Genomic DNA, 25,477 nt, shown 5'->3' with positions numbered 1-25,477 from the left:
CCAATGGTTTTCAAATGTCTGCTGATTTGTCGGGCTCGGCATAAGCGGCCGTGATGATGATCTCCACTTTGAGCTCGGCACGCGCCAGCCGCGCTTCACCACAGGCTCTGGCGGGGGCGTTTCCTTCCGGGACCCACGCATCCCAGACCGAATTCATCTCGTCGAAATCCGACATATCAGCCAGCCAGACGATGGCCTGCAGGATACCGTTGCGAGACGATCCGGCCTTTTGCAACAGCGCGTCGATCCGCGACAGGCATTCTCTGGTCTGCTCCGCGACAGACTCGCCATCGCCGACCTGACCGCAAAGGTAAGCAACGCCGTTGTGTTTTACTATTTTGCTCATGCGGGTGCCGGTTTCGAGGCGCTCGATCATTGGGAAGTTTCCTTGTCATGTTCATGCTGTCCGGCCAACGCAGCGAGTTCGCCGAGGGTGACCGGTTTAACAGGTGCGCGGACGCGGAAATAGCCGGTGTCTCGAGGCGTTCGCCCGTTGGCCTCGGCGAGCAGTTCGGTTACTGTCAGCCCGCAGGAGCGCCCCTGACAAGGACCCATTCCCGGCCGTCCAAACGCCTTGGTCTGGTTCGGGCCGCGGCAGCCCAGTTTTGCATATCTTCTTATGTCGCCGGCCGTGACCTCCTCGCAGCGGCAGACAATGGTGTCGTCCGCCGGGGTCAGGGCGTTGGCATATGGGGGATAGGCCCGGTCTACGAAGGGACGCGCAGCCAGTTCCCTCCGCAAGCCGCGGTGCAAGGGTAGCGCAACCGCGTCGCGTTCCGCTTGTGTAATTGCGCCAATCTCGCCAGCGATCGCCAGTGCAGCAATCCGGCCGGCCATGGTTGCCGCTTCGGCACCGCCGATACCGGCGCCATCGCCGGCTATGAAGATGCCCGGGAGCGGGGTGCGGCCCCATTCGTCTCTTTCGGGAATGAACGCGCGCTGCAGTTCGTTCCAATGGTGAGGAACGCCTAGAGACAGGGCTGCCTGCGTATTGGGAACGACGCCGTGATGCAGCAGTACCGTGGAGCAGTCCATTTGGTGTTGCCGTCCGCGGGCTTTGAAACGGATCGCCTCGACATGTTCGTCCCCCACGATCGCAAGCGCCGAGGCACCGGTAAAACGCTTCACTGCCGATGAGCGAAGCTCCTTCAACAGGTCAAGACCCTTTGCTAGCTGGCGCCAGCCGAGTACGGCTCCCAGGCCATGGTTAAGCAAGGCGGAAAAAATATTTGCGGTCGATCCGGTTTCCACCAGGGCCAGAGGCGGTGTGCCGGCCCGGCACATTTGCGCGGCGACGAGGTAAAGCAGCGGCCCGCAACCGGCGAGGACCGCGTTTTCGATAAGCATGCCGGATTGTTTGATAAGGATCTGTGCAGCACCCGCGGTCATTGCACCGGGCAGGGTCCAGCCGGGTATTGGCATGGGCCGTTCCAGGGCGCCAGTGGCGATCAGCAAGCACTTTGCGGTGACGACGGATGCCTCGCCCTGAACCGTGTAGGCGACACGGGCATCGCGTTCGATTTGCCAGACGACGGCGCCCGCAACATGAGTTATTTTAGGGTGCCGAAGTGAACGGACAAGGTCGAGACCCTTGCTGAAATCAGTTCCGAGGACGGCGCTGCGCGCTGTCGCGGCACGCTCCACATCGCGGTAGATCTGCCCCCCTGCACGGTTCTGCTCGTCCAGAAGCAGGACGGAAAGCCCCGCGTCGGCCGCTGTATGGGCTGCGGACATTCCAGCCGGGCCCGCGCCGACGACCACGAGATCCGTTTCAGTCATGTTCGGCCTCCGGGGCAGCAGGCCTCGAGATGCGCATGTCTTCGCACACCTCCACCATGCAGGCCTGTCGGACGATGCCGTCGATCTCCACCAGACAGTCGAAACAGGCACCCATCATGCAATAGGGATTGCGGGGTGCGCCGGACACCGGCGTGTAGCGGAAGGGCCCTGCTCCTGCCGCGAGCAGTTCCGCGGCAAGATTTTCACCCTTGCAAAGCTGAAGATCGGTTCCGGCAAAATTCACGCGTACGGTTTGTTCGCCGGATGAAAGTTTACGAATTTGCAAAGCGGTCCTCACTGAACACCTTCACGTCGGGAGCGGCTGGCGTTCCTTCCAGCCAGTGCGGGAGAAATCGTGCATGGGCCGCCGCCAGCGTGACGCCGCTGTGGCAGGTTACCAGGTACGCCCCGGGCATTTCCTTGCTCTGTTGGTAGATGGGCAGTCCGTCCGGAGAGAGGACCCGCAACGCGCCCCAACTTCTCACAAGCTGGGCCCTGCCGAGTACGGGATAGGTTTCAATGGCGGTCTGGGCGAGACCGGACAGACCCTCCAATGTGACCGTATCGTCTAATCCGACTTCTTCATTCGTCGCACCGATCTGGACTCCTCCCTCCTCGACCTGACGGGCGATCAGCGACGGCCGGTTCATGATCCTTGGCAGCTTTTCGGTAATCAGAACCTGCCCGCGCTGTGGTCGTATCGGAGCCCTGAAGCCCATCCTGGGTCCGAGCTCGGTCGCGCCGAGGCCGGCCGAAAGCACGGTTTTGGCGGCCTCGACCATGGTCCCGTCGTTGCAGGTCAGCCTGAAACTTCCGGTCCGGCTTACCGATTGTACGGTCTTGCCGGTCAGGACACGGCCGCCGAGACGGCGAACATCGTCCGCCAGCGCCTTGAGCAGCTTGAGCGGATTGGCATGACCATCCTGATGATGGAGGATCGCTCCGATCACCTTAGGACCGATTTCGGGTTCTTCCTTTCGCAATTCATTGTGTCCAAGGATCTCATACGGATAGTCGCCACCCAGTTTCGCTTTCAGCGTTTCGTACTGCCGGACAGTGTCGGCGAGCGTCTCTTCGGAAAAATGGAAGTCGTAGCCACCGTTTTGTTCGAGGCCGACCTCGTAACCGGTGTTGCCGTGAAGCTCGTCCGAAAAGGCGCGCCACGCCTTGACCGATTGCTGGGACCATTGCGCGTAGCGTGGCTGGTTCATCCCCTTGGACTGGACCCAAACCAGTCCGAAATTTCCGCGGGAAGCCCTGAAGCTTCCGTCATCGCCATCGATGACCGTCACCGATCTGCCCTTCTTGAGCAGACCCCAGGCGACGGAAAGCCCTACAACACCTCCGCCGATGATGGCGTAGTCCGATTCCATGATGTGTCTCATTCATGTGGTTGAAAGTCCGGCCGGCAAAATCTTGCCGACCGGCGGAGGCCTCCTGATTCAAGGCTATCCGCGTTCGAAAGCGGGATGCTCAGTTCCGCGCCTTGTCCAGGATGTCCTGGCCCCATTCCGCATCGATGTCGGCAAGCACCTGCGGCCAGACGTCTTTGCGGACCTTGGCGGCCATGGCGGCAAGCTGGGCATCGGTCAGTTCGACGACATTGGTCCCCAGTTCGTCGGCAAGGCGTTGTTCCCACTTGCCCTGATCTTCTTCCGCAACGACCCAGCGCTGGGCCTCGAAGTTTGCAGCCGCCAATTTCAGGGCGTCCTGCTCTTGCGCGTCGATGGAAGACAGAGACTCGTTGGAAATGATCATGAACCAGACTTCAAAATGCGTGTTGGCCGGGATGTAGGTCTTGGTCACGTCCCGGAAGGACGCGTAGTAACCCTCGGCTCCTGAACCTATGACGCCATCGACGACGCCTGTCTGAATGGCCGTGAAGGCCTCGGAGAACGGGATCGGGGAGGGAATGTACCCGAGCGCTTGTCCGGTAAGCTGGAAGCTCTTGATGCCTGGAACGCGGACCTTGATCCCGTTTGATTTCGACGGGTCTCCCGGATCGATCGGGTCGCGGTTGAGCGAAATTCCACCGAAATAGACAGGATAGGCAGCCAGCATGGTTATGTCCTGCTTGGCGTAAAGTTCGGCCATGGTCTGATGAAGGACGCCTTCCGGCCCATAGATCTTGCGCGCCTCGTCCCAGCTCGAGGCAAGGAACGGAAAGGATGCGATCTGCATCTGCCGGTCGGTACCCGTCGCGGCTGGTTGGGTGGCCATGTCGACGGCGCCAACCGAAACAGCTTCCTGGACGACGGTATAGTCGCCAAGCGCGGAAGCGGCAAAAATCTTGATGTCTATGCCGCCGTCCGTCGCGTCCTTCACGGACCTGGCGAAGTCCTTCAGTTCGACATCGATCGTGGCTCCCTGCGGACGGACATGACTCATCTTCAATTCCGTGGCCTGAGCGGCGCAGGCAAGACCGACAATGGCGACGACGGCAGTCGCTCCTGAGAGTATGTTCATGATAGTTCCCTTTCTGGTTATGCGGGTTTTGTTTTTTGTTTCATTGGACGGCTCGGTTCAGTAGCCGAACAGCCGTGGCAGGTAGAGCGAGAGGTCCGGCCAGAAGGAGGTCAGGAAGACCACCGGAACGTAGCCGAACAGGATCAGGATCATGGCGGGAGGTATGACCTGGGTGACTTTGACGTTGCCGATTCTGGCGCCGAGATAGAGGATGGACGCATAGGGCGGGGTCACGCCGCCCATGGCGGTATTCACACCCATGATCGCGGCAAACTGCACAGGGCTCACGTCCAGCGCCTGCATGAGCGGCAGGAGAAGCGGTGCGACAAGCAGGATGGCTGTGGCGTCATTGACCACCATTCCAACGAGAAACAGCAGGATATTGATCAGGATCAGCAACACGATCTTGTTCTCGGTGATGTCGAAAATCACACTGACAAGTTGTTGCGGAATGCCTTCGTAGATGAACATCCGGCCAAGGATCATCGAGAACAGGATCATCAGCATGATGGCGCCGACGGCCGTGGCCGCGTTCTTGCCGGCTGCGAGGAAGTTGTCGAGGCGCAGGCCGCGATAGATGAGGAATCCGATGGGGATCGCGTAAATCACCGCCACAGCCGCGGACTCCGTCGGTGTCATGATGCCGCCGTAGATGCCGCCGAGGATGATGACTGGCATGAGCAGAGCCGGAAAGGCGTGGATACCTCGTCTGACCACTTCACCGGTAAACTCCGCCGCAGTCGGCTTTTCGTCCAGCACAAGGTTGAACCTGCGGGCCATCCAGAGGTTCACCACTGAAAAATTGAACATGATGAGCAAACCGGGACCGAGCGTTGCCAGGAAACAGGCGGCGATCGAGGTATCTGTGACCCAGCCATAGAGGATCATCGTTGCCGAAGGTGGAATGAGGAGACCCAGGATGGATGAGTTTGAAATCAGCGCGGTGGCATAGGCGCGGGGATAGCCGCGTTTTTCCATTTCGGGAATGAGCAGCGGTCCGATCGCCGAGACACCGGTGAGGCCTGAGCCGGAGATGGCGCCGATGACCGCGCAGGTGACCGCCGCCACGACGCCGAGCCCGCCGCGCACATGGCCGACGAATGCATTCACAAATCTGAGCAGGGCGGCAGCGATGCCGCTTTCCGACATGATGGTGCCGGCCAGCACGAACAGGGGAATTGCGAGCAGGACCGGATTGCCGAGCTGCTGGAACCCCCAGAGGACCATGCCCTTCATGGTGACGTCGCCGATGAAATACATCGTCATCAGGGCGGCACCGAAGCACCAGGGAAGCGGCACTCCGAATGTCAGGGTCACGACCAGCAGAGCGATGGCAAGAAGCGCGATATCGATCATCGTGCGCCTCCGTTCATCAAGGTCCTGATGTGGCCGAGAAGATAAAGGGCCGTGTAGACCATCATCAGGAAGAGGCCGGTGACCAGAGCAACGTCGGCATAGAAGGTGGGAATGTAGAGGGTCGGACTTTCCCGCCACACGCGCCAGGCGTAGCTGGTGTAGTCCCACGCCCAGTAAAGCAGCCACAGACCGACTGCGAGACTGATGATTTCCCCGATGATGGCCAGGATCGTGTGCTGGCGTTCGGTCTTGAGAAAGATCTCCAGTACATTCGCGCGAATGTGCGTGTTTTCACGCGACGCGTTGACGGCGCCGAGAATGTAGAGCCAAAGGGTCGGAAACAGGATCGTCTCTTCCAGGCCCATCACCGGAACCTGCAGAACATAGCGTGTAATAACCTGAACAAACTGGCCAAGCGCCACACAGCAAATCAATGCTGTGAGCAGCCATTGTGCGTATTTTTCCAAAGTCGATCCCCAACCGTGTCCGGCCTCTTGACTGGCCATTGCGTGTTTGTCTCGACTTTAGAAGCCGTCAATACATAAATACAAATCGAAAATATTGCTATTTTGATAGAGTGGCTTTATGGAAAATGCATGAATCTGTCTTTCCGCCAACTCCAGACGTTTGTCGAAGTGATGCGAACCGGCTCTGTGTCGGAGGCGGGCCGGACGCTCGGCCGGACCCAACCGGCAATCAGCGCCATGATTGCGGGGCTGGAAAGGGAGATAGGTTTTCCGCTTTTCGAGCGGGAAAGACGGCGGCTGGTCGCCAGACCGGAAGCCTACTATTTCATGGAAGAAGCGGAGTTCATGCTCAAACGCATGAACCAGTCCGCCCGGATCCTGCGGGAAATCGGAAATCTTGACAGGGGCAAGCTGAAGATTGCCTGCAACCCGGCTGCGTCGAACTTTTTCCTGCCGAGGGTTGTCGGAGAATTTACGCGGGACAAGTCCAACATTGAGGTCTCGCTCATGATGCGGTCCTCGCCCGTCGTTGCTGAATGGATTGCCTCTCAGCAATACGACATCGGCTTTGCCGAAACGCCTGAGCCGCGCAGTACCATTCGGACGGAAGATTTTGCATTTGGCTGCCTTTGCGCAATGCCGGTTGGGGATCCTCTGGCCCACAAGTCCGCGATTACGCCGAATGACCTTCACGACAAGCCGATGGCTGTGCTCTTTGAGGACCACGTCAGCACCGTGCAGATTCGCAAGGCGTTTAAAGACGCTGGCGCGCGACTCAGGCAGAGATTTGAACTCAGGACCTTTCTGCCTGCGCTGCAACTGGTCTCCCAGGGGTGCTGCTACACGATCTGCGAAAGCCTGAGTGCCGCCAGTCATGCCCGGAGCTTCGGGGACAGGGGTGGGGTGATCTTCCGGCCCTTCCGGCCCAACCTCTATCTAAACATGTCGGTGATGACGCCGGCGAACCGCCCGGCCTCAAGGCTTGCGCAGGAATTCGTGACCCATCTGAGCCTGGAGACGTCCAGGCTACTCAAGAGCGTCGATGAGGGTCTTATCTGAAGTCGGAAGACGTATCTGCGGCGATGATCGCCAGGCACTTGTCCGAGAGGCTTTGCATTTCAATCAGTTGAAATGACAGGATGGGATGGATCAGACGATTTCATGACTTGCATCTGCGACGTTTTGACCTTATTCCGCCGTGCAATTGGTCTCACGCGCGACCCCATGAGTTCTCATGGAGGGAGTATCGCCTTTGAAGATGGAACTGCCGGTCAACCGCGCGATGAGCGCGCGCTACGATGCGCTGGTCGCATCCGGCGAGATATCGGAAGACCCGGTACAGCGGGCGGCCGTGCGCCAGCTCGACCTGCTCAACACCCGTCTTGCCGAAACGCGCCTGGCCTCCAAGAAAAGCTCCCTCGGCTGGCTGTTCGCCAGCAAGAAGAACCAGATCTGGTCCGCCGTGCAGGGGCTCTACATGTGGGGCGGCGTCGGGCGCGGCAAGACCATGCTCATGGACCTGTTCCATGAGGTCACGGTCATCCGCCGCAAGCGGCGGGTGCATTTCCATGAATTCATGACGGATGTCCACGAGCGCATTCACGCACACCGCCAGGCGCACAAGCGCGGCGAGGTCAAGGGCGACGACCCGATCCCCCCGGTGGCCGAACAGATCTCGGAAGAAACGCGGCTGCTGCTGTTCGACGAGTTTTCCGTCACCGACATTGCCGACGCGATGATCCTGGGCCGCCTGTTCACCCAGCTCTTCGAGAAAGGCGTGATCGTCGTGGCGACCTCGAATGTCGAGCCGTCGAAGCTCTACAAGGATGGCCTCAACCGGCAGCTCTTCCAGTCCTTCATCGACATGCTGATTTCCAGGGTGGAGATCCTGCATCTGGATTCGCCGACGGACTACCGGTTGGAGAAGCTTGCCGGCGCCCCGGTCTACATCACCCCGCTGGACGGCGCACGGACACAGATGGATACGCTTTTCGCAAAGCTGACCCATGGCATGAAACCGCATTCCGAGGAGCTCGAGAACAAGGGCCGCAAAATTCCGGTGCCCAGTGTGGCCGCCGGCGCGGCGCGGTTTTCCTTCGATGACCTGTGCATGCAGCCGCTGGGTGCGAGCGACTATCTGCGCATCGCCCATGCCTACGGAACGGTGTTTCTGGAAGACGTGCCGGTCCTGTCGAAGGCGCGGCGCAACGAGGCCAAGAGATTCATCAACCTGATCGACACGCTTTACGATAACGGCATCAAGCTGATCGTGTCGGCGGCAGCCGAGCCACAGGATCTGTATGTGGGCGAGGACGGTACGGAAGCCTTCGAATTCGACCGGACGGCGTCGCGGTTGATCGAGATGCGGTCCGAAGCGTATCTTGCGGGAGAAAGACGGAATTCGCACGCATAGGTCTGCATATCGTTAACGAGAAGTATGCAGGCGGGAAGATTAGAGACTTTTTGGCTGAGATTGCGCAATAATCTTTTGGCGAGGTTGCGCGGTCGCGGCAAACCGAGTAGTGCCATCGTCAGTCATCAGAGGATGGCATGGAGTTCCATCTTACGTAAAGGGAAACTTTCGATATGGCGCGGAACAAGATTGCCTTGATCGGCTCTGGTCAGATCGGCGGCACGCTGGCTCATCTGGCAGGTTTGAAGGAACTGGGAGACATCGTTCTCTTCGACATCGCGGAAGGCATGCCCCAGGGCAAGGCCCTCGATCTCGCTGAGTCCTCCCCGGTCGATGGCTTCGATGCCAAACTGGCCGGTGCCAACACCTATGAGGCCATCGCGGGCGCCGACGTCGTCATCGTGACCGCAGGCGTTCCCCGCAAGCCGGGCATGAGCCGCGACGATCTTCTGGAGATCAACCTGAAGGTCATGGAACAGGTCGGCGCCGGCATTGCCAAGAACGCTCCGAACGCCTTTGTCATCTGCATCACCAACCCGCTCGACGCCATGGTCTGGGCGCTGCAGAAATTCTCCGGCCTGCCGAAGAACAAGGTTGTCGGCATGGCCGGCGTTCTCGACAGCGCCCGTTTCCGCTACTTCCTGGCCGACGAGTTCAATGTGTCCGTTGAAGACGTCACCGCCTTCGTTCTGGGCGGCCACGGCGACACCATGGTGCCGCTGACCCGCTACTCCACCGTTGCCGGCATTCCGTTGCCGGACCTGATCAAGATGGGCTGGTGCACGGCCGAACGTCTTGAAGAGATCGTTCAGCGTACCCGCGACGGCGGTGCGGAGATCGTCGGTCTGCTGAAGACCGGTTCCGCTTTCTACGCACCGGCATCCTCGGCCATCGCCATGGCCGAAAGCTACCTCAAGGACAAGAAGCGCGTGATGCCCTGTGCTGCCGCCCTTGATGGCCAGTATGGCCTGAAGGACACCTATCTCGGTGTGCCGGTGGTCATCGGTGCCGACGGCGTCGAACGGGTCATCGAGATCGACCTCCAGGGTGAGGAAAAGACCAACTTCGACAAGTCGGTCTCATCGGTCGACGGCCTTATCGAGGCATGCAAGAAGATTCAGCCCGCGCTCGCCTGAGGCAGCGTTTGACCTGAAACCGTAGCGGCCGCTTCCGGTACATGCCGGAGGCGGATCGCCGATAACGGGGGAATACATGAACATTCATGAGTATCAGGCCAAAGCGGTGCTGAAGGAATTCGGCGCTCCGGTGGCCGAAGGCGTCGCCATCTTCTCGGCCGACGAAGCCGAAGCCGCGGCGAAAAAGCTTCCCGGACCGCTCTGGGTCGTCAAGTCCCAGATCCATGCGGGCGGACGCGGCAAGGGCAAGTTCAAGGAGCTTCCCGAGGACGCCAAGGGCGGTGTCCGCCTCGCGTTTTCCCTGGAAGACGTGATCGCCAACGCAAAGGACATGCTCGGCAACACGCTGGTCACCAAGCAGACCGGTCCGGCCGGCAAGGTGGTCAACCGTCTCTACATCGAAGACGGCGCCGACATCGAGCGCGAGCTTTACCTCTCCATCCTGGTCGACCGCACCGTCGGCCGTCCGGCCTTCGTCGTCTCCACCGAGGGTGGCATGGACATCGAGGCGGTGGCCGAAGAGACCCCCGACAAGATCATCACTCTGCCGATCGACCCGGAAACCGGCGTCACCGAGGCGGATGCAGGCAAGCTGTGCGACGCGCTGGAACTGACCGGCACGGCCCGCGAAGATGCCATGACCCTGTTCCCGATCCTGCACAAGGCCTTTGTCGAAAAGGACATGAGCCTTCTGGAAGTGAACCCGCTGATCGTCATGAAGGACGGCCGCGTGCGTGTCCTCGACGCCAAGGTCTCCTTCGACGGCAACGCGCTGTTCCGCCATCCGGACATCATGGACCTGCGCGACGTGACCGAAGAAGACGCCAAGGAAATCGAGGCGTCCAAGCATGATCTTGCCTATGTCGCACTCGACGGCGACATCGGCTGCATGGTCAACGGCGCGGGCCTGGCCATGGCGACCATGGACATCATCAAGCTCTACGGCGCCGAGCCGGCCAACTTCCTGGATGTTGGCGGTGGTGCTTCCAAGGAGAAGGTGACGGCCGCGTTCAAGATCATCACCTCCGATCCGAACGTGAAGGGCATCCTGGTCAACATCTTCGGCGGCATCATGCGCTGCGACGTGATCGCGGAAGGCGTGGTTGCGGCGGTCAAGGAAGTCGGCCTGCAGGTTCCCCTCGTTGTCCGCCTGGAAGGCACCAACGTGGAACTCGGCAAGAAGATCATCAACGAAAGCGGTCTCAACGTGATCGCCGCAGACGATCTCGACGACGCCGCCCAGAAAATCGTCAAAGCCGTGAAGGGGGGCGCATAATGTCCATCCTGGTCAACAAAGACACGAAAATCATCGTTCAGGGCCTGACCGGCAAGACCGGCACGTTCCATACCGAACAGGCGCTGGAATACTACGGCACCAAGATGGTTGCCGGCGTGCATCCGAAAAAGGGCGGCGAGACCTGGTCTTCCGGCCTGGAGGGCGCCGCCGAGCTGCCGATCTTCGCCTCCGTGGGTGAGGCCAAGGAAGCCACTGGTGCGGATGCCTCCGTGATCTACGTCCCGCCGGCAGGCGCGGGCGCGGCGATCATCGAGGCGATCGATGCGGAAATCCCGTTCATCGTCTGCATCACCGAAGGCATTCCGGTTGCCGACATGGTCAAGGTCAAGAGACGGCTGGAGAAATCAAGCTCCCGTCTGCTCGGGCCCAACTGCCCGGGCATCCTGACCCCTGAAGAGTGCAAGATCGGCATCATGCCGGGCTCCATCTTCAAGAAGGGCTCCGTGGGTGTTGTCTCGCGCTCCGGCACGCTGACCTATGAAGCCGTTTTCCAGACCACCAATGCAGGTCTCGGCCAGACGACGGCTGTCGGCATCGGCGGCGACCCGGTCAAGGGCACCGAGTTCATCGACGTCCTGGAAATGTTCCTGGCGGACGACGCGACCGAGTCGATCATCATGATCGGCGAGATCGGCGGCTCGGCCGAAGAGGAAGCGGCGCAGTTCATCAAGGACGAAGCCAAGAAGGGCCGTTCGAAGCCGATGGCCGGCTTCATCGCGGGCCGCACAGCTCCTCCGGGACGCACCATGGGTCATGCCGGTGCGGTGATTTCCGGCGGCAAGGGCGGCGCGGAAGACAAGATCGCGGCCATGGAAGACGCCGGCATCAAGGTGTCACCGTCTCCGGCCAAGCTCGGCGAGACGCTTCTCGAAGTCTTGAAGGGCTGATTCAACAAGATTATTTGCTGCGGGAGACGGAAACTGTTTACGTTTCCCGGTGCATGATGAAAGGATGGGTTACGGCGCGGCAGCGCGCCGTGACCATTTTTCGAGGGGCTGGCGTGTCAGGACATCCCGCGCACCGGCCATGGTAGGGAACCGGCCGCGGGTCATATTTTCGGCCCGCCTAAACAAAAAGGGCGGAGCAATCCTCCGCTAGATGAACATGGCACGGCAGGACGCGAACAACGTATTCGCACTGACGTCGTTGCTTTACGGCGCCAACGCAGCCTATATCGAAGACCTCTACGCACAGTACAAGACGGATCCGAATTCGGTTGACGCCGACTGGCGGGATTTCTTTGCGTCGTTCCACGACGAGAAGGAAGCGGTCCTGAAGGAAGCGCGCGGGGCGACGTGGAAACGCAAGGACTGGCCGATCGAGGCAAACGGCGATCTCGTCAATGCCTTTGACGGCAACTGGGGTCCGATCGAGCAGAAGCTCGGCGACAAGCTGAAGAAGAAGGCCGAGGTCAAGGGCGAGCCGGTTTCCGACGCCCAGGTGCATCAGGCGACGCGCGATTCCGTTCGCGCCCTGATGATGATCCGGGCCTACCGGATGCGCGGGCACCTGCACGCGGACCTCGATCCGCTCGGCCTTGCCGGCAAGGGCGATCACGAGGAACTGCATCCGTCTTCCTACGGCTTTTCGGAAGCCGACTGGGACCGCAAGATCTTCATCGATCACGTTCTGGGTCTGGAATACGCCACCATCCGCGAGATGCTGGACATTCTCAAGCGGACCTACTGCTCGACGCTCGGTGTCGAGTTCATGCATATTTCCGACCCGGCGGCGAAATCCTGGATCCAGGAGCGCATCGAGGGTCCGGACAAGCAGGTTGCCTTTACCTCCGAGGGCAAGAAGGCGATCCTGAACAAGCTGATCGAGTCGGAAGGCTTCGAGAAGTTTCTGGACGTGAAATACACCGGCACCAAGCGCTTCGGCCTTGATGGCGGCGAAGCGCTGATCCCGGCGCTGGAACAGATCATCAAGCGCGGCGGCCAGCTCGGCCTGAAGGACATCGTTTTCGGCATGGCCCACCGGGGCCGGCTGAACGTTCTGTCCCAGGTGATGGGCAAACCGCACCGGGCCATCTTCCACGAGTTCAAGGGCGGATCCGCCGCACCCGACGACGTGGAAGGCTCCGGCGACGTCAAGTATCACCTAGGGGCGTCTTCCGACCGGACTTTCGATGGCAACAATGTTCACCTGTCCCTGACGGCCAACCCGTCCCACCTGGAAATCGTCAACCCGGTGGTGCTCGGCAAGGCCCGCGCGAAACAGGATCAACTGGCGGCCGACAAGGACGGCAGGTTCATCGAGACGACGGAAGTCGATCGCGGGTCCGTTCTGCCGCTGCTCCTGCACGGCGATGCCGCCTTTGCCGGCCAGGGCGTGGTTGCGGAGTGTTTCGGTCTGTCCGCGCTGCGCGGCCACCGCACGGGCGGATCGGTCCACGTGATCATCAACAACCAGATCGGTTTCACCACCAATCCGCGCTTCTCGCGGTCCTCGCCCTATCCGTCGGACATGGCGAAGGTGATCGAGGCACCGATCCTGCACGTCAATGCGGACGATCCGGAAGCGGTCGTGTTCGCGGCCAAGATCGCCATCGAATACCGCCAGACGTTCCAGCGTCCCGTGGTCATCGACATGATCTGTTACCGCCGTTTCGGCCACAACGAGGGCGACGAGCCGGCGTTCACGCAGCCGATCATGTACCGCAAGATCCGCAAGCACGCGACCACCTTGCAGCTCTATTCCGACCGCCTCATCAAGGAAGGCGTGCTGAGCCAGGAAGAAGTCGACCGGATGAAGGCCGACTGGCGCAAGCATCTGGACGCGGAGTTCGACACCGGCCAGGCGTTCAAGCCGAACAAGGCGGACTGGCTCGACGGCAAATGGGCCGGCATGAAGCGGGCCTCTGACGAGGACGATCCGCGCCGGGGTGAAACCGGCCTGCCGATAGACGAACTGAAGGACATCGGCCGGGCGCTGACCCGTGTGCCCGAGGGCTTCAACATCCACCGCACGGTCGGTCGGTTCATGAAGCAGCGCGAGCGTATGATCGAGACCGGTGAAGGCATCGACTGGGCAACCGCCGAGGCCCTCGCCTTCGCGTCGCTGCTGAAGGAGGGCCATCCGATCCGCCTGTCCGGCCAGGACTGCGAGCGCGGCACGTTCTCGCAACGTCACTCCGTTCTCTATGACCAGGAAGACGAAAGCCGTTACATTCCCCTGAACCACATCTCCTCCGATCAGCATCGCTACGAGGTCATCAACTCGATGCTGTCCGAGGAAGCCGTGCTCGGGTTCGAATACGGCTACTCGCTGGCCGAACCGCGGGCCCTGACCCTGTGGGAAGCCCAGTTCGGCGATTTCGCCAATGGTGCGCAGGTTCTGTTCGACCAGTTCATCTCGTCGGGCGAACGCAAGTGGCTGCGCATGTCCGGTCTGGTCTGCCTGCTGCCGCACGGCTACGAGGGCCAGGGACCGGAGCATTCCTCCGCGCGGCTGGAGCGCTTCCTGCAAATGTGCGCGGAAGACAACATGCAGGTCGCCAACTGCTCGACCCCGGCGAACTATTTCCACATCCTGCGCCGTCAGCTCCGCCGTGACATCCGCAAGCCGTTGATCCTGATGACGCCGAAATCCCTGCTGCGTCACAAGAAGGCGGTGTCCAGACTCAGCGAACTCGGTCCCAACTCCACGTTCCACCGTGTCTTGTGGGACGACTGGGGACCCAACCTCAACGAGAAGAGCAAGCTTGTCGACGACGACAAGATGCGCCGGGTCGTGATGTGTTCGGGCAAGGTCTATTACGACCTGTTCGAGGAGCGCGAGAAGCGCGGCATCAACGATGTCTATCTGATGCGTATCGAGCAGCTCTATCCGTTCCCGAAAAAGGCGCTCATGCTGGAACTGGCCCGCTTCCCGCAGGCCGAGATGGTCTGGTGTCAGGAAGAACCCAGGAACATGGGTGGCTGGGGGTCCGTAGAGCCCTATATCGAATGGGTGCTGGAACAGATCGACGCCAAGCACCGGCGGCCGCGCTACGCCGGCCGCAATGCGATGGCCTCGACCGCGACCGGTCTGATGTCCGCGCATCTGGCGCAACTGCAGGCATTCCTTGAACAGGCTCTTGGAAGCTAGACGCAATTCGTTCAAGAGGGCCTTCGGGCCCTCTTCGCAAAATTTGGCCAGGTAATTTTAAGAGAAGGCGACCATGGCAACCGAAATTCGCGTGCCCACGCTGGGTGAATCCGTTTCCGAGGCGACGATTGCGCAGTGGTTCAAGAAACCCGGCGACGCCGTTCAACAGGACGAGCCGCTGGTGGAACTGGAAACCGACAAGGTGACCGTGGAAGTTCCCGCTCCCGCTGCCGGAACCCTGGAAAGCATCGTGGTCAAGGAAGGCGACACCGTCGAGGTCGGCGCTCTTCTCGGTCAGATCTCGGAAGGCGCGGCCGCCGCGCCCGCCGCACCCGCCGCACCGGAAAAATCGGCCGACAAGCCGGCGGCCAAGCCCGCCGCCAAAGCGGACCTTGTCGATGTGATCACCCCGAGCGCGGGCGAATCCGTCACCGAGGCCGAAGTCGGCGAATGGAGCGTCAAGGTTGGCGACACCGTCAAGGTCGACGACACGCTGGTGGAACTGGAAACCGACAAGGCCGCGCAGGAAGTGCCCGCGCCGGTCGGCGGCACCGTCGTGAAGATCACTGCCGAAACCGGCGCCACCGTCGAGCCGGGCGCCCTGCTGTGCCAGATCGATCCGTCAGGTGCCGCCGCCGCGCCGGCCGCCGAGGCCCCGGCCGCATCCGCGCCGGCACCCGCCGCAAGCACCGGCTCGTCCATGCCGCCGGCACCGTCCGCCCAGAAGATGATGGCGGAAAACAACCTGTCCGCCGATCAGGTGTCCGGCACGGGCAAACGCGACCAGGTTCTGAAGGAAGACGTTATCAACGCGCTTGCCTCCGGTGCCACGTCCGCCGCCGCACCGGCTCCGGCCGCCATTCCCCGTGGCCCAGTGGCCGCCGGCGACGAAGCCCGCGAAGAGCGCGTGCGCATGACCAAGCTGCGCCAGACCATCGCGCGCCGCCTGAAGGACGCCCAGAACACCGCCGCCATGCTGACCACCTACAACGAGGTGGACATGGGGCCGGTGATGGAGCTGCGCAAACAGTACAAGGATCTCTTCGAGAAGAAGCATGGCGTCAAGCTTGGCTTCATGGGCTTCTTCACCAAGGCGGTGACGCATGCCCTGAAAGAGGTCCCGGCAGTCAACGCCGAAATCGACGGCAGCGACATCATCTACAAGAACTTCTGCCACGTCGGCGTGGCCGTCGGCACCGACAAGGGCCTGGTGGTTCCGGTGGTGCGCGACGCCGACCAGATGTCCATCGCCGAGGTCGAGAAGGAAATCGGCAATCTCGGCCGCAAGGCCCGGGACGGCAAACTGGGCATGGCTGACATGTCCGGGGGCACCTTCACCATCTCCAATGGAGGGGTGTATGGATCGCTGATGTCGTCGCCGATCCTGAACGCACCGCAGTCCGGCATTCTGGGCATGCACAAGATCCAGGACCGTCCGATGGCTGTGAACGGCCAGGTGGTCATCCGTCCGATGATGTATCTCGCGCTCAGCTACGACCACCGGGTCATCGACGGCAAGGAAGCCGTCACCTTCCTGGTCCGTGTCAAGGAAAGCCTGGAAGATCCGCAGCGGCTGGTTCTGGATCTCTAGATCCGGAGCAGCCGGCCTCGCCCCCGTTTCTGGAGGACCGCATCATGAGTCTGGAGTTTCTGCTGACTGCCCTGATCGTGGTGCTGGTTCCGGGGACCGGGGTCGTCTACACGGTGGCCGCAGGGCTCGGCGGCGGGCGGCGGGCGTCCATCGCCGCCGCCTTCGGCTGTACCCTCGGGATCATCCTGGCGATCGTGGCCTCCGTGGTCGGTCTGGCGGCATTGATGCATACCAGTGCCCTGGTGTTCCAGGCGGTGAAATATGCCGGGGTCGCCTACCTGCTCTATCTTGCCTGGCAGATGCTGAAGGACAGCGGTCCGCTGGAGCTGAAGGCGGACGGCAGGGCGCGCAAGAGCTTTGCCGCCACCGCGCGCACGGCCTTCCTGATCAACATACTCAACCCGAAGCTGACGGTGTTCTTTCTCGCTTTCCTGCCGCAATTCGTCGATCCGGCAGCGAAGAATGCCGCACTGGAGATGGCTCTGCTCGGCGGCGTTTTCATGGCCATGACATTCGTCGTTTTCGCGATCTACGGCCTGTTCGCCGCCCTGATCGGAGAAAGGGTTCTGAAAAGCAACCGGGTCATGGTCTGGATGCGCCGGACGATCGCCGCCACCTTCGCCGGCTTCGGTCTGCGGCTGGCTCTGGCGGAGCGGTAAACCGACGGGAGGTGCAGATGGCATCACGGAACAATGCGGCTGGACTGAAATCACTCTCGTTGAGGCTTGCTGCGGTTCTCATTCTGGCCGTGTCTGCAGCACCCGTGCTGGCGGCATTTTCCGTGCCGTCTCACGCAACGACGAAAACCGCCTACCAGCCACAGATCGAAGGGGTCTATTCCGTGCTGGGCCGCAACCCCGACGGATCGCCCTATCAGGGCCAGGTCACCATCTCGGTGAAGGACGGCACGGCTTTTTTTCAGTGGCGGATCGCCGGTCAGACCTTTCACGGCCAGGGGCCGTTGACCGGGGACACGCTTGTCATCGACTGGGGCGAAACCGATCCGGTGCACTACCGGATCGAGGCCGATGGATCCCTGTTCGGAACCTGGGCCAGGGGCCGTGCCTCGGAAACCCTGCGTCCGGTCAAATAGAGTGTCATCCGTAACCCGCATGTCCGATCAAGTTCACATCGTCACCGGCGGCAGCCGCGGAATTGGGGCCAGCGTTTGCAGGAAGCTCGCGGCGCTCGGGCACACGGTCGTGGTCAACTACGCCAGCAACAGCGCGGCGGCGGAGGCACTTGTGGCCGACATTTCCCAAGCCGGCGGCAGGGCGCAGGCGGTGCAGGCCGACGTCGGCAACGAAGCCGACATTCTGGCCCTGTTCCGGGCCGCCGACGATCTGGGGGATCTCGCCGGGCTGGTCAACAACGCCGGTGTTGTCGATCTCACGCAGCGGGTCGACGAAATGTCGCTGGAACGTCTGAGCCGGATGTTTTCCATCAATGTGATCGGTTCGTTCCTGTGTGCGCGCGAGGCGGTGAAACGCATGTCCACCAGGCACGGCGGCAAGGGCGGTGCCATCGTCAATCTCGGCTCGGCCGCGTCCAAACTCGGATCGCCCGCTCAATATGTCGACTACGCGGCCTCGAAGGGCGCGATCGACACCATGACGGTGGGACTTGCGCTTGAAGTCGCCGACGAGGGCGTGCGCGTCAACGCCGTCCGCCCGGGCATCATCGACACCGAAATCCATGCTTCGGGCGGCGCGCCCGACCGTGTTGCCCAGCTCCAGTCCAGGCTGCCGATGAAACGCGCGGGCACTGCCGACGAGGTGGCCGATGCCATCGTCTGGCTGCTTTCCGATCAGTCAAGCTATACGACCGGCGCCATTCTGGATGTGTCCGGAGGCCGGGCAATTCTGCCGTAACCTGTTTTTAAACCTGAAGTGAAAGAGACAAAGGCGACCAAAATGTCCCAATATGATCTTGTCGTCATCGGAACCGGCCCGGGTGGCTATGTCTGCGCGATCAAGGCCGCGCAGCTTGGCCTGAAGACGGCCGTCGTCGAAAAACGCGCAACGCTTGGTGGCACCTGCCTCAACATCGGCTGCATTCCCTCCAAGGCGCTGCTGCATGCCTCGGAAATGTTCGAGGAAGCCGGCCACGGTTTTGAAAAAATCGGCATCAAGGTGAGCAAGCCGAAGCTCGACCTGCCGACGATGATGAAACACAAGACCGACGTGGTCGACGCCAACGTGAACGGCGTCGCCTTCCTGATGAAGAAGAACAAGATCGACGTGCACACGGGCACCGGCAAGGTTCTCGCCCAGGGCAAGGTCGAGGTGACCGGCGACGACGGCAAGGCAAGCGTGCTTGAAGCGAAGAACATCGTCATTGCTACCGGCTCCGACGTCATGCCCCTGCCGGGTGTCGAGATTGACGAGAAGCAGATTGTCTCGTCCACGGGCGGGCTTGAGCTGGACAAGGTGCCGGCCAGGATGGTCGTGGTCGGCGGCGGCGTGATCGGTCTTGAGCTCGGGTCGGTCTGGAACCGCCTCGGATCTGAGGTCACCGTGGTCGAGTTCATGGACAAGATCCTCGGACCGATGGACGGCGATGTCTCTAAGAACTTCCAGCGCATGCTGAAGAAGCAGGGCATGGCGTTCAAGCTGTCCTCCAAGGTCACCGGCGTCCAGAAGAAGGGCAAGGGCCTTTCCGTCAGTGTCGAGCCTGCCAAGGGCGGCGACACCGAGACCCTCGATGCAGACATCGTGCTGGTCGCCATCGGCCGCCGGCCCTATTCCGAAGGTCTCGGCCTCGACGCGGCCGGGGTTGCGCTGGACGAGCGTGGCCGGGTGCAGATCGACAAGCATTACAAGACCAATGTCGACGGCATCTACGCCATCGGTGATGTGGTCGCCGGGCCGATGCTCGCCCACAAGGCCGAGGATGAAGGCGTCGCCGTCGCGGAAATTCTCGCCGGTCAGGCCGGTCACGTGAACTACGATGTCATCCCGGGGGTCGTTTACACCCAGCCGGAAGTGGCGTCCGTCGGCAAGACCGAGGAAGAGCTCAATGCGGCTGGTATCGACTACAAGGCCGGCAAGTTCGCTTTCACGGCCAACGGCCGCGCGCGTGCCATGAACAAGACCGACGGGTTCGCCAAGGTGCTGGCCGATGCCAAGACCGACCGTGTCCTGGGCGTGCACATCGTCGGCTTCGCCGCCGGCGAGATGATCCATGAAGCCGCGGTGCTGATGGAGTTCGGCGGCTCTTCCGAGGACCTCGCCCGCACCTGCCACGCCCATCCGACCATGTCGGAAGCCGTCAAGGAAGCCGCCATGGGCGCCTTCGCGAAGCCGATCCATTCCTGAGGGTCACTCATGCGTCCTGCTTCGGCGGGGCGCATTGTGCCCTTGGCCGGAAACCCCGGAACCGGTCGGATGAGTCATCAGTAATGCTCTGTGGTAGTCTTCCGTGAACCAGGCCTCAATCGCAAACGATGGCGCTTCGCCGGTGACGCGGGTTCGTCTGCTCCTGGTTTCCGGGTTTCTCCTGCCGCTTGTCTGCGGTCTGGTCTTTTTCTGGCCCGACCGGACAATCCCGAATGTCGACGATCTCTTTTTCATTCCCTGGGCGATGGAATGGGCCGGGACAGGCCGCCACTGGAACAGCCTGCTCGCGGTGCAATTTCCGGGGCTTCAAAGCTATCACCTGCAACCGCGTCTCCACATGGTCCTAGCCGGCTGGTTCTTCGCGGGGGCGGGCACAGGTACAACGGCACTGGTGCTGTTCGAGTTCCTTTGTTACGGCCTGACCAGCCTGGCCTTCGTGGCGATCTGCCTCAGGCTGAACTTGCGCCTTGCCGCCATGTTCACGCCGCTGCTGTTCGCGCCTGCCTTTGTGGTCGCGGGCTTCCGGCTGGAACTGACCGGGTCTCTTCTGTTCCTGACCGGACTGCTTGTGTCCCTGCCGCTGCTCCAGAGCGAAGGCCCGGGAGACGGAAGCCGTTTCCGGACGGGCTTCGGCGTCTTCGGCAAGTTTCTGCTCGCCACTGCACCGCTGGCCGCGCCCGCCGTTTTTGCCTGGAGTCTCGGAGCCATCGCGATGATCGAGATCGCGCGTCTGGCTTCCCGGCACGCAGGCCCCGTCAGGCTTGCCGGCGAGGGACTGGCAGCCCTGGGTCTTGCCCTGCTTGTCTTTGCTGTCTCCGTCGATTTCGAATTCGCGGCGTTCTTCGAGCAATTTGCTTACCACGCAAGCCGCTCGACCGGTGGCGGGTTCAACGACGAGGCCATCTTCCGGGCCGTGCTGTTCGCGGCCGCGGCCGGGATCGTGTACCGCAAGGCCCGCGCCGCCGCGATTCTGTGTGCGAGCCTTGCCGCGGGCCAGTTTCTGGCGGCGTTCCTGCACGACAAGGCGCTGATCCGGAACCTTGCCGCATCCATGGTGTTTCTTGTCGCCGTCGATGCCGCTTTCTCGGCGCGCCGGGCCAGGGCCAAGGCAGTTCTGTTCGCGCTGCTGTTCGGGGTGCTGTCGTTCAATTTTGTCAGTTTTTATCTTCTGTCCATCCCTGCCGGCAACGCGAAGGACGTCGCCGCGGCCTATTCCCGGGATCTCGCGGCGGGCCGGCGCGTGTTCATCGACGAGATCATGGCGCATCATTATCTGGATCAGCAGACGGACGGCGCGCTTGCCTGGACCTGGGGCGGCACCTTTCCCAAGGGCCGGCCGACCCGCACCGCCGATCTGGAGGATGGCGATGTCTGGTACGTCAGCGAATACACGCTGCTCGGATATCTGAAGGGCCACCATGACACGGCGAAGACGCTCTGGCAGGATCCGCAGTACCGGCGGGTTCCGCAAATTCCCTGCGTCCTCGGCCGCCAGTCCTGCAATCTGCCGCAGGAACGCTGGACCATGATGCGTCTGGAACGGACGGCCGGAAGGGTCCTCGCCGAAAAGCTCGGCGAAGGGACCGGACCGCGTGTGCTTGAAGCCGACTGAAGTATCTTGCTCTCAGGTCCGCTTGTCTGCCGCCGGGGCTAGCGGTGCGGTCAGGCGTCTTCCGCAGAATGACCGGACTGGCACAGGCCGTGATCCCCGAACGCCTTCAGGACATTGCACTCCGTCACCGTATGGCTGCCCTTGCAACTGGTGGCAATACGCTTCAGTTCCGCTTCCAGCCTGGTGAGATGCGCGATGCGCCGGCGCACGGCCTTCAACTGGTCGGCGGCGATCCGGTCGGCCTGCCGGCAGGGCTTGTCCGGATGCTGGCCGAGTTCGATCAGGTCGCGGATGGCGGTCATGGGCAGGCCGAGTTCCCTGCAGTGCCGGATGAAACCGAGCCGTTCCAGATCCGCCGGCCGATAGCGTCTCTGGTTGCCCCTGCTGCGCATCGGCGCATTCAGCAGCCCTTCCTTCTCGTAATAGCGGATCGTCGGCACCTTCACGCCGGTGCGCTTTGACATTTCACCGATCGAAAAATCCATCACAAGCCTCTTGAACCTCTAGTCGCTAGAGGGATTACAAGGGTATCCGTGTTGAATTTTCAAGACCCGGGGAGTTTTCATGAGCGCATGTTGCGGACATTCGCAAGGCACCTTTGACGGCATGTCGAAGGATTACCGCCGCCGTCTCTGGCTGGTCATTGCCATAAATGCCGGCATGTTCGCCGTCGAAATGGTTGCCGGTCAGGCGGCCGGGTCGAAATCGCTTCAGGCGGATGCGCTCGATTTCTTCGGCGACGCGGCGACCTACGGCATTTCCCTGGCGGTGATCGGGGCGTCCGTCAGGGCCCGTTCTCTGGCGGCGCTGGCCAAGGGCGCCAGCCTGCTCCTGATGGGCATCTGGGTCGCGGGCTCGACACTTTATCAGGTCTTCGTTCTGGGTGTTCCGCAGGCGGCGGTGATGGGCACAGTCGGGTTCATGGCGCTTGCGGCCAATCTCGCCAGCGTGCTGATCCTGGTCCGCTACAAGGACGGCGATGCCAACGTGCGCTCCGTCTGGCTGTGTTCGCGCAACGATGCTGTCGGCAATGTCGCCGTAATGCTCGCGGCGCTTGGCGTCTGGGGCACGGCGGCCGCCTGGCCCGATCTGATCGTCGCCGGTCTGATGGCGTGCCTGTTTGTCAGTTCGTCTGTCCAGATCCTGTCCCAGGCGATCCGCGAATACCGGAGCGACGCCGACCGGACCGTTCCGGAGACCTGACGGACCCCGGCACGAACCGGTTTATCTGCCTGTCTCCGGCGGTCGTGCCGGTCAGGCGCATCGCAGTCGCGGGATCACTCGACCGGCTTTTCCCCGGGCGTGGGCAGAATGATCTCTTCCTTGAGAATGTCATCGCTCAGATCATTGGTGGCGATGGCGACATCCGTTTCAACCTGCGGCACGATCATGGTATCCGCTACGGTCATTTTTTCCTTGGCTTTCGCGGACTTGCCCCAGGAACAGGCATTTGCCGGGGCGATCGCGAATGCGGTCAACGCAATGGCCGCGACACTGGTGCTCAATAGACGCATGATAGTCAGACGCATGATAGTCCTCCGTCGGTGTCGCGCGTTTGAAGAAACGGCATCTGCCGCAGGGTAAGGCAAATCCGCGATCTGGCAAGAAAAAACCGAAAAAGGCCCGTGGTGAGCTGTCATTTCTTGCGGACCAGATTGTAGGTCTTCTCCCTGCGGGGCTCGGACAGGTCATTGACGATGTTGACAACATGGGTATCCAGAAGATCGCCAAACACCTTGAGCGTGAGCTGCTTGCTGCTCAGGAAGCCGATCAGCAGAACCTGAATGGCGCCGTCGGAGCGCATCTCGGCCCTGGTCCAGCCCCATTTGCAATCGCGCGGGATACAGGAGGTGAAGGCCCGGACCCGGACAAGGACCCGTTCGTTTTCGCAGCGGCTTTCCACTTCTATCCGGGAAATTTCCTTCGGGGCGGCATCTGCATTGACCCAGATACCGTCTTCGGGAAGCGGGCAATAGACGCGCTGGGCCAGGGAGGGCGTCGCCAGGAACAGAACAAAACCGGCTGCGAGCAGGATCAGACGCATGCGCATTCTCCCAAGAAACAGAACCCGGATCGGTGCGGGTCTGAACAGCAACCTAGCCGATTGGTGTCTGTCCGGCTACACCATGGTTTGAGGCAACAAGTCCTTCGTAAAGGATTCCGTTCACGCAACCAGAGACTTATACCAACCTCAACAAATAAGTACCCATCTGATGGCACTGTTCCTGTTTGCCGGCCAGGCGCGTTGCGCAGGACGGCCTGGTTGGCCGTTCAAGCAGTGCAACGCCGTCCGGCGGGCCGGAACAGGCCACCGAAGGCCGTGTCTGGAGACTGTTCCGCAGCGTCGAAGGTCTTGGACGATAACCCATATCGCCCTGCGACCTGCTTCTTGCTGAACAGTCTCCAGACACGGTCAGATGGGTTCTTATTTGTTGAGGTTGGTATTATCATGCAGTTCTTGGAAACACGGCGATTTCTTCTGCGCCTGCCGGAGGCGCGCGATTTTTCGGTTTACCGGGCATTTTACGGCGATGGCGAAGCGTCCCGTTTTTATGGCGGGCCGCTGCGCGCGGACCAGGCATGGCGCGTGCTCGCCGGCCATCTCGGCCATTGGCAGCTGCGCGGCTATGGTGTGTGGGCGATTGCGCCGAAGGGGGGCGCTGACATTATCGGCGGGTGTGGTTTTGTCTGGCCGGAGGGCTGGCCGCGCCGGGAACTGACCTGGTGGCTGATGCCGGCCGCACGCGGCACAGGTGCGGCCGTTGAAGTGTCGCAGGCGGCGATCCGGCACGCTTACGAGTGCTTTGGTTGGTCGAAGGTGGAAACCCACATGAACGACGAAAATCTCGCCGCCCGGGGGCTGGTTCGCAAATTGGGTGGCGAGCCCATTGCGCGCGAGCACTTTCCGGATGGTCTGGAGCGCACGGTCTATGGATTTCCCGGACCGCCCTAACGCCTCGGATGGGCCTTGTCATACGCGGACAGGAGATGCGCGCTGTCGATCTCGGTATAGATTTGCGTCGAGGCAAGGCTGGCATGGCCGAGCAGTTCCTGGATGGTTCTCAGATCGCCGCCGCCGGCCAGAAGATGGGTCGCGAAGGAATGGCGCAGCGCATGGGGTGTGGCGCTGTCGGGCAGGCCGAGTGCACCGCGCAACCTGGCCATGGCCAGTTGGATCATGCGCGGGTTCAACGGTCCGCCTCTGGCCCCCAGGAACAGGGGCCCCTGCGCGTCGACGGCATAGGGACAGAGCTTCAGATAAAGATCCACCGCCTGGCAGACTGCGGGCAGGATCGGGACGATCCGTTCCTTGCCGCCCTTGCCGACGATGCGCAGTGTCCTGGTGCCGGTTCGCGGCGCCATGGCGCCGGTCAGTGACAGGGCTTCCGAGATGCGCAGGCCGCATCCGTAAAGCAGCGTCAGCACGGCGGCGTTGCGGGCCTCGAGCCACGGCTCGGTTTCCATTGCCAGATCGCCGCTGGTGATGTTCAGGGCGTCTCCCGAAGAGACCGGCTTTGGCAACGACCGCGCCTGACGCGGCGGCCGTATGGCGGAGGAGGCGGCCGCATTGACTTCGCCGCGCCGTTCGAGAAACCGCAGGAACGACCGGATCCCGGCAAGGCCCCGGGCCAGCGACCGGCTCTTGACGCCCTCGCGGCGGCGATTGGCGAGAAATCCGCGGAAGTCGGCCGGACGGAGCCCGGCAATGTCGTCCAGACCGGGCGCGCCGCCCAGATGCATGGTCAGGAAACGCAGGAACTGACGCAGGTCCCGTTCATAGGCAAGCAGGGTCTTGTCCGAGAGACGCCGCTCGTCGGACAGGTGGTCGAGCCATTTGTCGACGCGCCGGTTCAGCTCCGGGCGAGCGCTCACGAGAAGAGCTTCGGTATCTTTTCTGGTGGCATTCATGGCATCAGTCTGACGCCGGAT

At 61.7% G+C, this 25,477-nt stretch carries 25 protein-coding genes; 14 read left to right on the top strand and 11 right to left on the bottom strand.

What is annotated here, in order from left to right; translation table 11 throughout:
• Positions 1-10: 10 nt before the first annotated feature.
• The 7 genes from WNZ15_RS03855 to WNZ15_RS03825 all read right to left on the bottom strand — a co-directional run bounded on the left by WNZ15_RS03855 (position 11) and on the right by WNZ15_RS03825 (position 6,107).
• Positions 11-376 carry a RidA family protein gene (locus WNZ15_RS03855; RefSeq protein WP_342891608.1) on the bottom strand — a complete coding sequence of 122 codons (366 nt, stop codon included), beginning with the start codon at positions 374-376 and terminating at the stop codon, positions 11-13.
• Positions 373-1,779, bottom strand: coding sequence for an FAD/NAD(P)-binding oxidoreductase (locus WNZ15_RS03850; protein WP_342891607.1), 1,407 nt, complete (start codon positions 1,777-1,779; stop codon positions 373-375). Before WNZ15_RS03850 ends, WNZ15_RS03855 begins: the two co-directional genes overlap by 4 nt.
• Positions 1,772-2,023: a 2Fe-2S iron-sulfur cluster-binding protein gene (locus tag WNZ15_RS03845; RefSeq protein WP_342891606.1), complete on the bottom strand. Its 252-nt coding sequence runs from the start codon at positions 2,021-2,023 to the stop codon at positions 1,772-1,774. The genes WNZ15_RS03850 and WNZ15_RS03845 overlap by 8 nt, the downstream gene beginning before the upstream one ends.
• A gap of 28 nt (positions 2,024-2,051) precedes the next feature.
• Entirely contained in the window at positions 2,052-3,152 is a 1,101-nt protein-coding gene (locus WNZ15_RS03840) for an FAD-dependent oxidoreductase (RefSeq protein WP_342891605.1), read from the bottom strand.
• 100 nt (positions 3,153-3,252) lie between these two features.
• Positions 3,253-4,245, bottom strand: a complete 993-nt coding sequence (dctP, locus tag WNZ15_RS03835; protein WP_342891604.1) for a TRAP transporter substrate-binding protein DctP — start codon at positions 4,243-4,245, stop codon at positions 3,253-3,255.
• Positions 4,246-4,302: 57 nt separating this feature from the next.
• Entirely contained in the window at positions 4,303-5,601 is a 1,299-nt protein-coding gene (locus tag WNZ15_RS03830; RefSeq protein ID WP_342891603.1) for a TRAP transporter large permease, read from the bottom strand.
• A complete protein-coding gene (locus tag WNZ15_RS03825; protein WP_342891602.1) occupies positions 5,598-6,107 on the bottom strand; it encodes a TRAP transporter small permease subunit in 510 nt (169 codons plus the stop codon). The genes WNZ15_RS03830 and WNZ15_RS03825 overlap by 4 nt, the downstream gene beginning before the upstream one ends.
• Before the next feature lie 90 nt (positions 6,108-6,197).
• Between WNZ15_RS03825 and WNZ15_RS03820 the strand changes: the two genes are divergently transcribed.
• From WNZ15_RS03820 to WNZ15_RS03765, 12 genes are all read left to right on the top strand, one after another.
• Positions 6,198-7,127 (top strand): LysR substrate-binding domain-containing protein, encoded by a 930-nt coding sequence (locus tag WNZ15_RS03820; protein ID WP_342891601.1) that lies wholly within the window; start codon positions 6,198-6,200, stop codon positions 7,125-7,127.
• 199 nt (positions 7,128-7,326) lie between these two features.
• Positions 7,327-8,481 (top strand): cell division protein ZapE, encoded by a 1,155-nt coding sequence (zapE, locus tag WNZ15_RS03815; RefSeq protein ID WP_342891853.1) that lies wholly within the window; start codon positions 7,327-7,329, stop codon positions 8,479-8,481.
• Positions 8,482-8,654: 173 nt separating this feature from the next.
• Positions 8,655-9,617, top strand: coding sequence for a malate dehydrogenase (mdh, locus tag WNZ15_RS03810; protein WP_342891600.1), 963 nt, complete (start codon positions 8,655-8,657; stop codon positions 9,615-9,617).
• A 76-nt stretch (positions 9,618-9,693) separates the two neighbouring features.
• Positions 9,694-10,893, top strand: coding sequence for an ADP-forming succinate--CoA ligase subunit beta (gene sucC, locus WNZ15_RS03805; protein WP_342891599.1), 1,200 nt, complete (start codon positions 9,694-9,696; stop codon positions 10,891-10,893).
• Complete coding sequence (gene sucD / locus WNZ15_RS03800) at positions 10,893-11,801, top strand: succinate--CoA ligase subunit alpha (RefSeq protein ID WP_342891598.1); 909 nt, start codon at positions 10,893-10,895, stop codon at positions 11,799-11,801. The genes sucC and sucD overlap by 1 nt, the downstream gene beginning before the upstream one ends.
• A gap of 217 nt (positions 11,802-12,018) precedes the next feature.
• On the top strand, positions 12,019-15,006 hold the full coding sequence (locus WNZ15_RS03795) for a 2-oxoglutarate dehydrogenase E1 component (protein WP_342891852.1): 2,988 nt from the start codon (positions 12,019-12,021) through the stop codon (positions 15,004-15,006).
• 73 nt (positions 15,007-15,079) lie between these two features.
• Entirely contained in the window at positions 15,080-16,597 is a 1,518-nt protein-coding gene (odhB, locus tag WNZ15_RS03790) for a 2-oxoglutarate dehydrogenase complex dihydrolipoyllysine-residue succinyltransferase (protein WP_342891597.1), read from the top strand.
• Positions 16,598-16,641: 44 nt separating this feature from the next.
• The gene (locus WNZ15_RS03785; RefSeq protein WP_342891596.1) at positions 16,642-17,256 is read left to right on the top strand and encodes a LysE family translocator; all 615 of its coding nucleotides are present in this window, start codon (positions 16,642-16,644) and stop codon (positions 17,254-17,256) included.
• 17 nt (positions 17,257-17,273) lie between these two features.
• Positions 17,274-17,690 carry a hypothetical protein gene (locus WNZ15_RS03780; RefSeq protein WP_342891595.1) on the top strand — a complete coding sequence of 139 codons (417 nt, stop codon included), beginning with the start codon at positions 17,274-17,276 and terminating at the stop codon, positions 17,688-17,690.
• Positions 17,691-17,709: 19 nt separating this feature from the next.
• Positions 17,710-18,468 (top strand): SDR family oxidoreductase, encoded by a 759-nt coding sequence (locus WNZ15_RS03775; protein ID WP_342891594.1) that lies wholly within the window; start codon positions 17,710-17,712, stop codon positions 18,466-18,468.
• Between the two features lie 42 nt (positions 18,469-18,510).
• The gene (gene lpdA, locus WNZ15_RS03770; RefSeq protein ID WP_342891593.1) at positions 18,511-19,914 is read left to right on the top strand and encodes a dihydrolipoyl dehydrogenase; all 1,404 of its coding nucleotides are present in this window, start codon (positions 18,511-18,513) and stop codon (positions 19,912-19,914) included.
• Between the two features lie 103 nt (positions 19,915-20,017).
• Positions 20,018-21,547 carry a hypothetical protein gene (locus tag WNZ15_RS03765; protein WP_342891592.1) on the top strand — a complete coding sequence of 510 codons (1,530 nt, stop codon included), beginning with the start codon at positions 20,018-20,020 and terminating at the stop codon, positions 21,545-21,547.
• A gap of 50 nt (positions 21,548-21,597) precedes the next feature.
• On the opposite strand, the gene WNZ15_RS03760 is transcribed toward WNZ15_RS03765, so the two are convergent.
• Positions 21,598-22,032 carry a helix-turn-helix domain-containing protein gene (locus WNZ15_RS03760; protein WP_342891591.1) on the bottom strand — a complete coding sequence of 145 codons (435 nt, stop codon included), beginning with the start codon at positions 22,030-22,032 and terminating at the stop codon, positions 21,598-21,600.
• A gap of 79 nt (positions 22,033-22,111) precedes the next feature.
• Here WNZ15_RS03760 and WNZ15_RS03755 point away from each other — a divergent pair, with 79 nt between their 5' ends.
• Entirely contained in the window at positions 22,112-22,750 is a 639-nt protein-coding gene (locus WNZ15_RS03755) for a cation transporter (protein ID WP_342891590.1), read from the top strand.
• A 74-nt stretch (positions 22,751-22,824) separates the two neighbouring features.
• On the opposite strand, the gene WNZ15_RS03750 is transcribed toward WNZ15_RS03755, so the two are convergent.
• Together WNZ15_RS03750 and WNZ15_RS03745 are read right to left on the bottom strand one after the other, a co-directional pair.
• The gene (locus tag WNZ15_RS03750; RefSeq protein ID WP_342891589.1) at positions 22,825-23,076 is read right to left on the bottom strand and encodes a hypothetical protein; all 252 of its coding nucleotides are present in this window, start codon (positions 23,074-23,076) and stop codon (positions 22,825-22,827) included.
• Positions 23,077-23,183: 107 nt separating this feature from the next.
• Positions 23,184-23,591, bottom strand: coding sequence for a serine/threonine protein kinase (locus WNZ15_RS03745; RefSeq protein ID WP_342891588.1), 408 nt, complete (start codon positions 23,589-23,591; stop codon positions 23,184-23,186).
• Between the two features lie 345 nt (positions 23,592-23,936).
• On the opposite strand from WNZ15_RS03745, the gene WNZ15_RS03740 reads away from it, so the two are divergent.
• The gene (locus WNZ15_RS03740; protein ID WP_342891587.1) at positions 23,937-24,500 is read left to right on the top strand and encodes a GNAT family N-acetyltransferase; all 564 of its coding nucleotides are present in this window, start codon (positions 23,937-23,939) and stop codon (positions 24,498-24,500) included.
• Here the strand turns inward: WNZ15_RS03740 and WNZ15_RS03735 are convergent.
• Positions 24,497-25,456: a tyrosine recombinase XerC gene (locus WNZ15_RS03735; RefSeq protein WP_342891586.1), complete on the bottom strand. Its 960-nt coding sequence runs from the start codon at positions 25,454-25,456 to the stop codon at positions 24,497-24,499. The genes WNZ15_RS03740 and WNZ15_RS03735 overlap by 4 nt on opposite strands.
• Positions 25,457-25,477 lie beyond the last annotated feature (21 nt).

The organism is Roseibium sp. AS2 (assembly GCF_038900065.1).
Classification (GTDB): domain Bacteria; phylum Pseudomonadota; class Alphaproteobacteria; order Rhizobiales; family Stappiaceae; genus Roseibium.
This window is presented reverse-complemented; position numbering and strand designations above follow the sequence as displayed.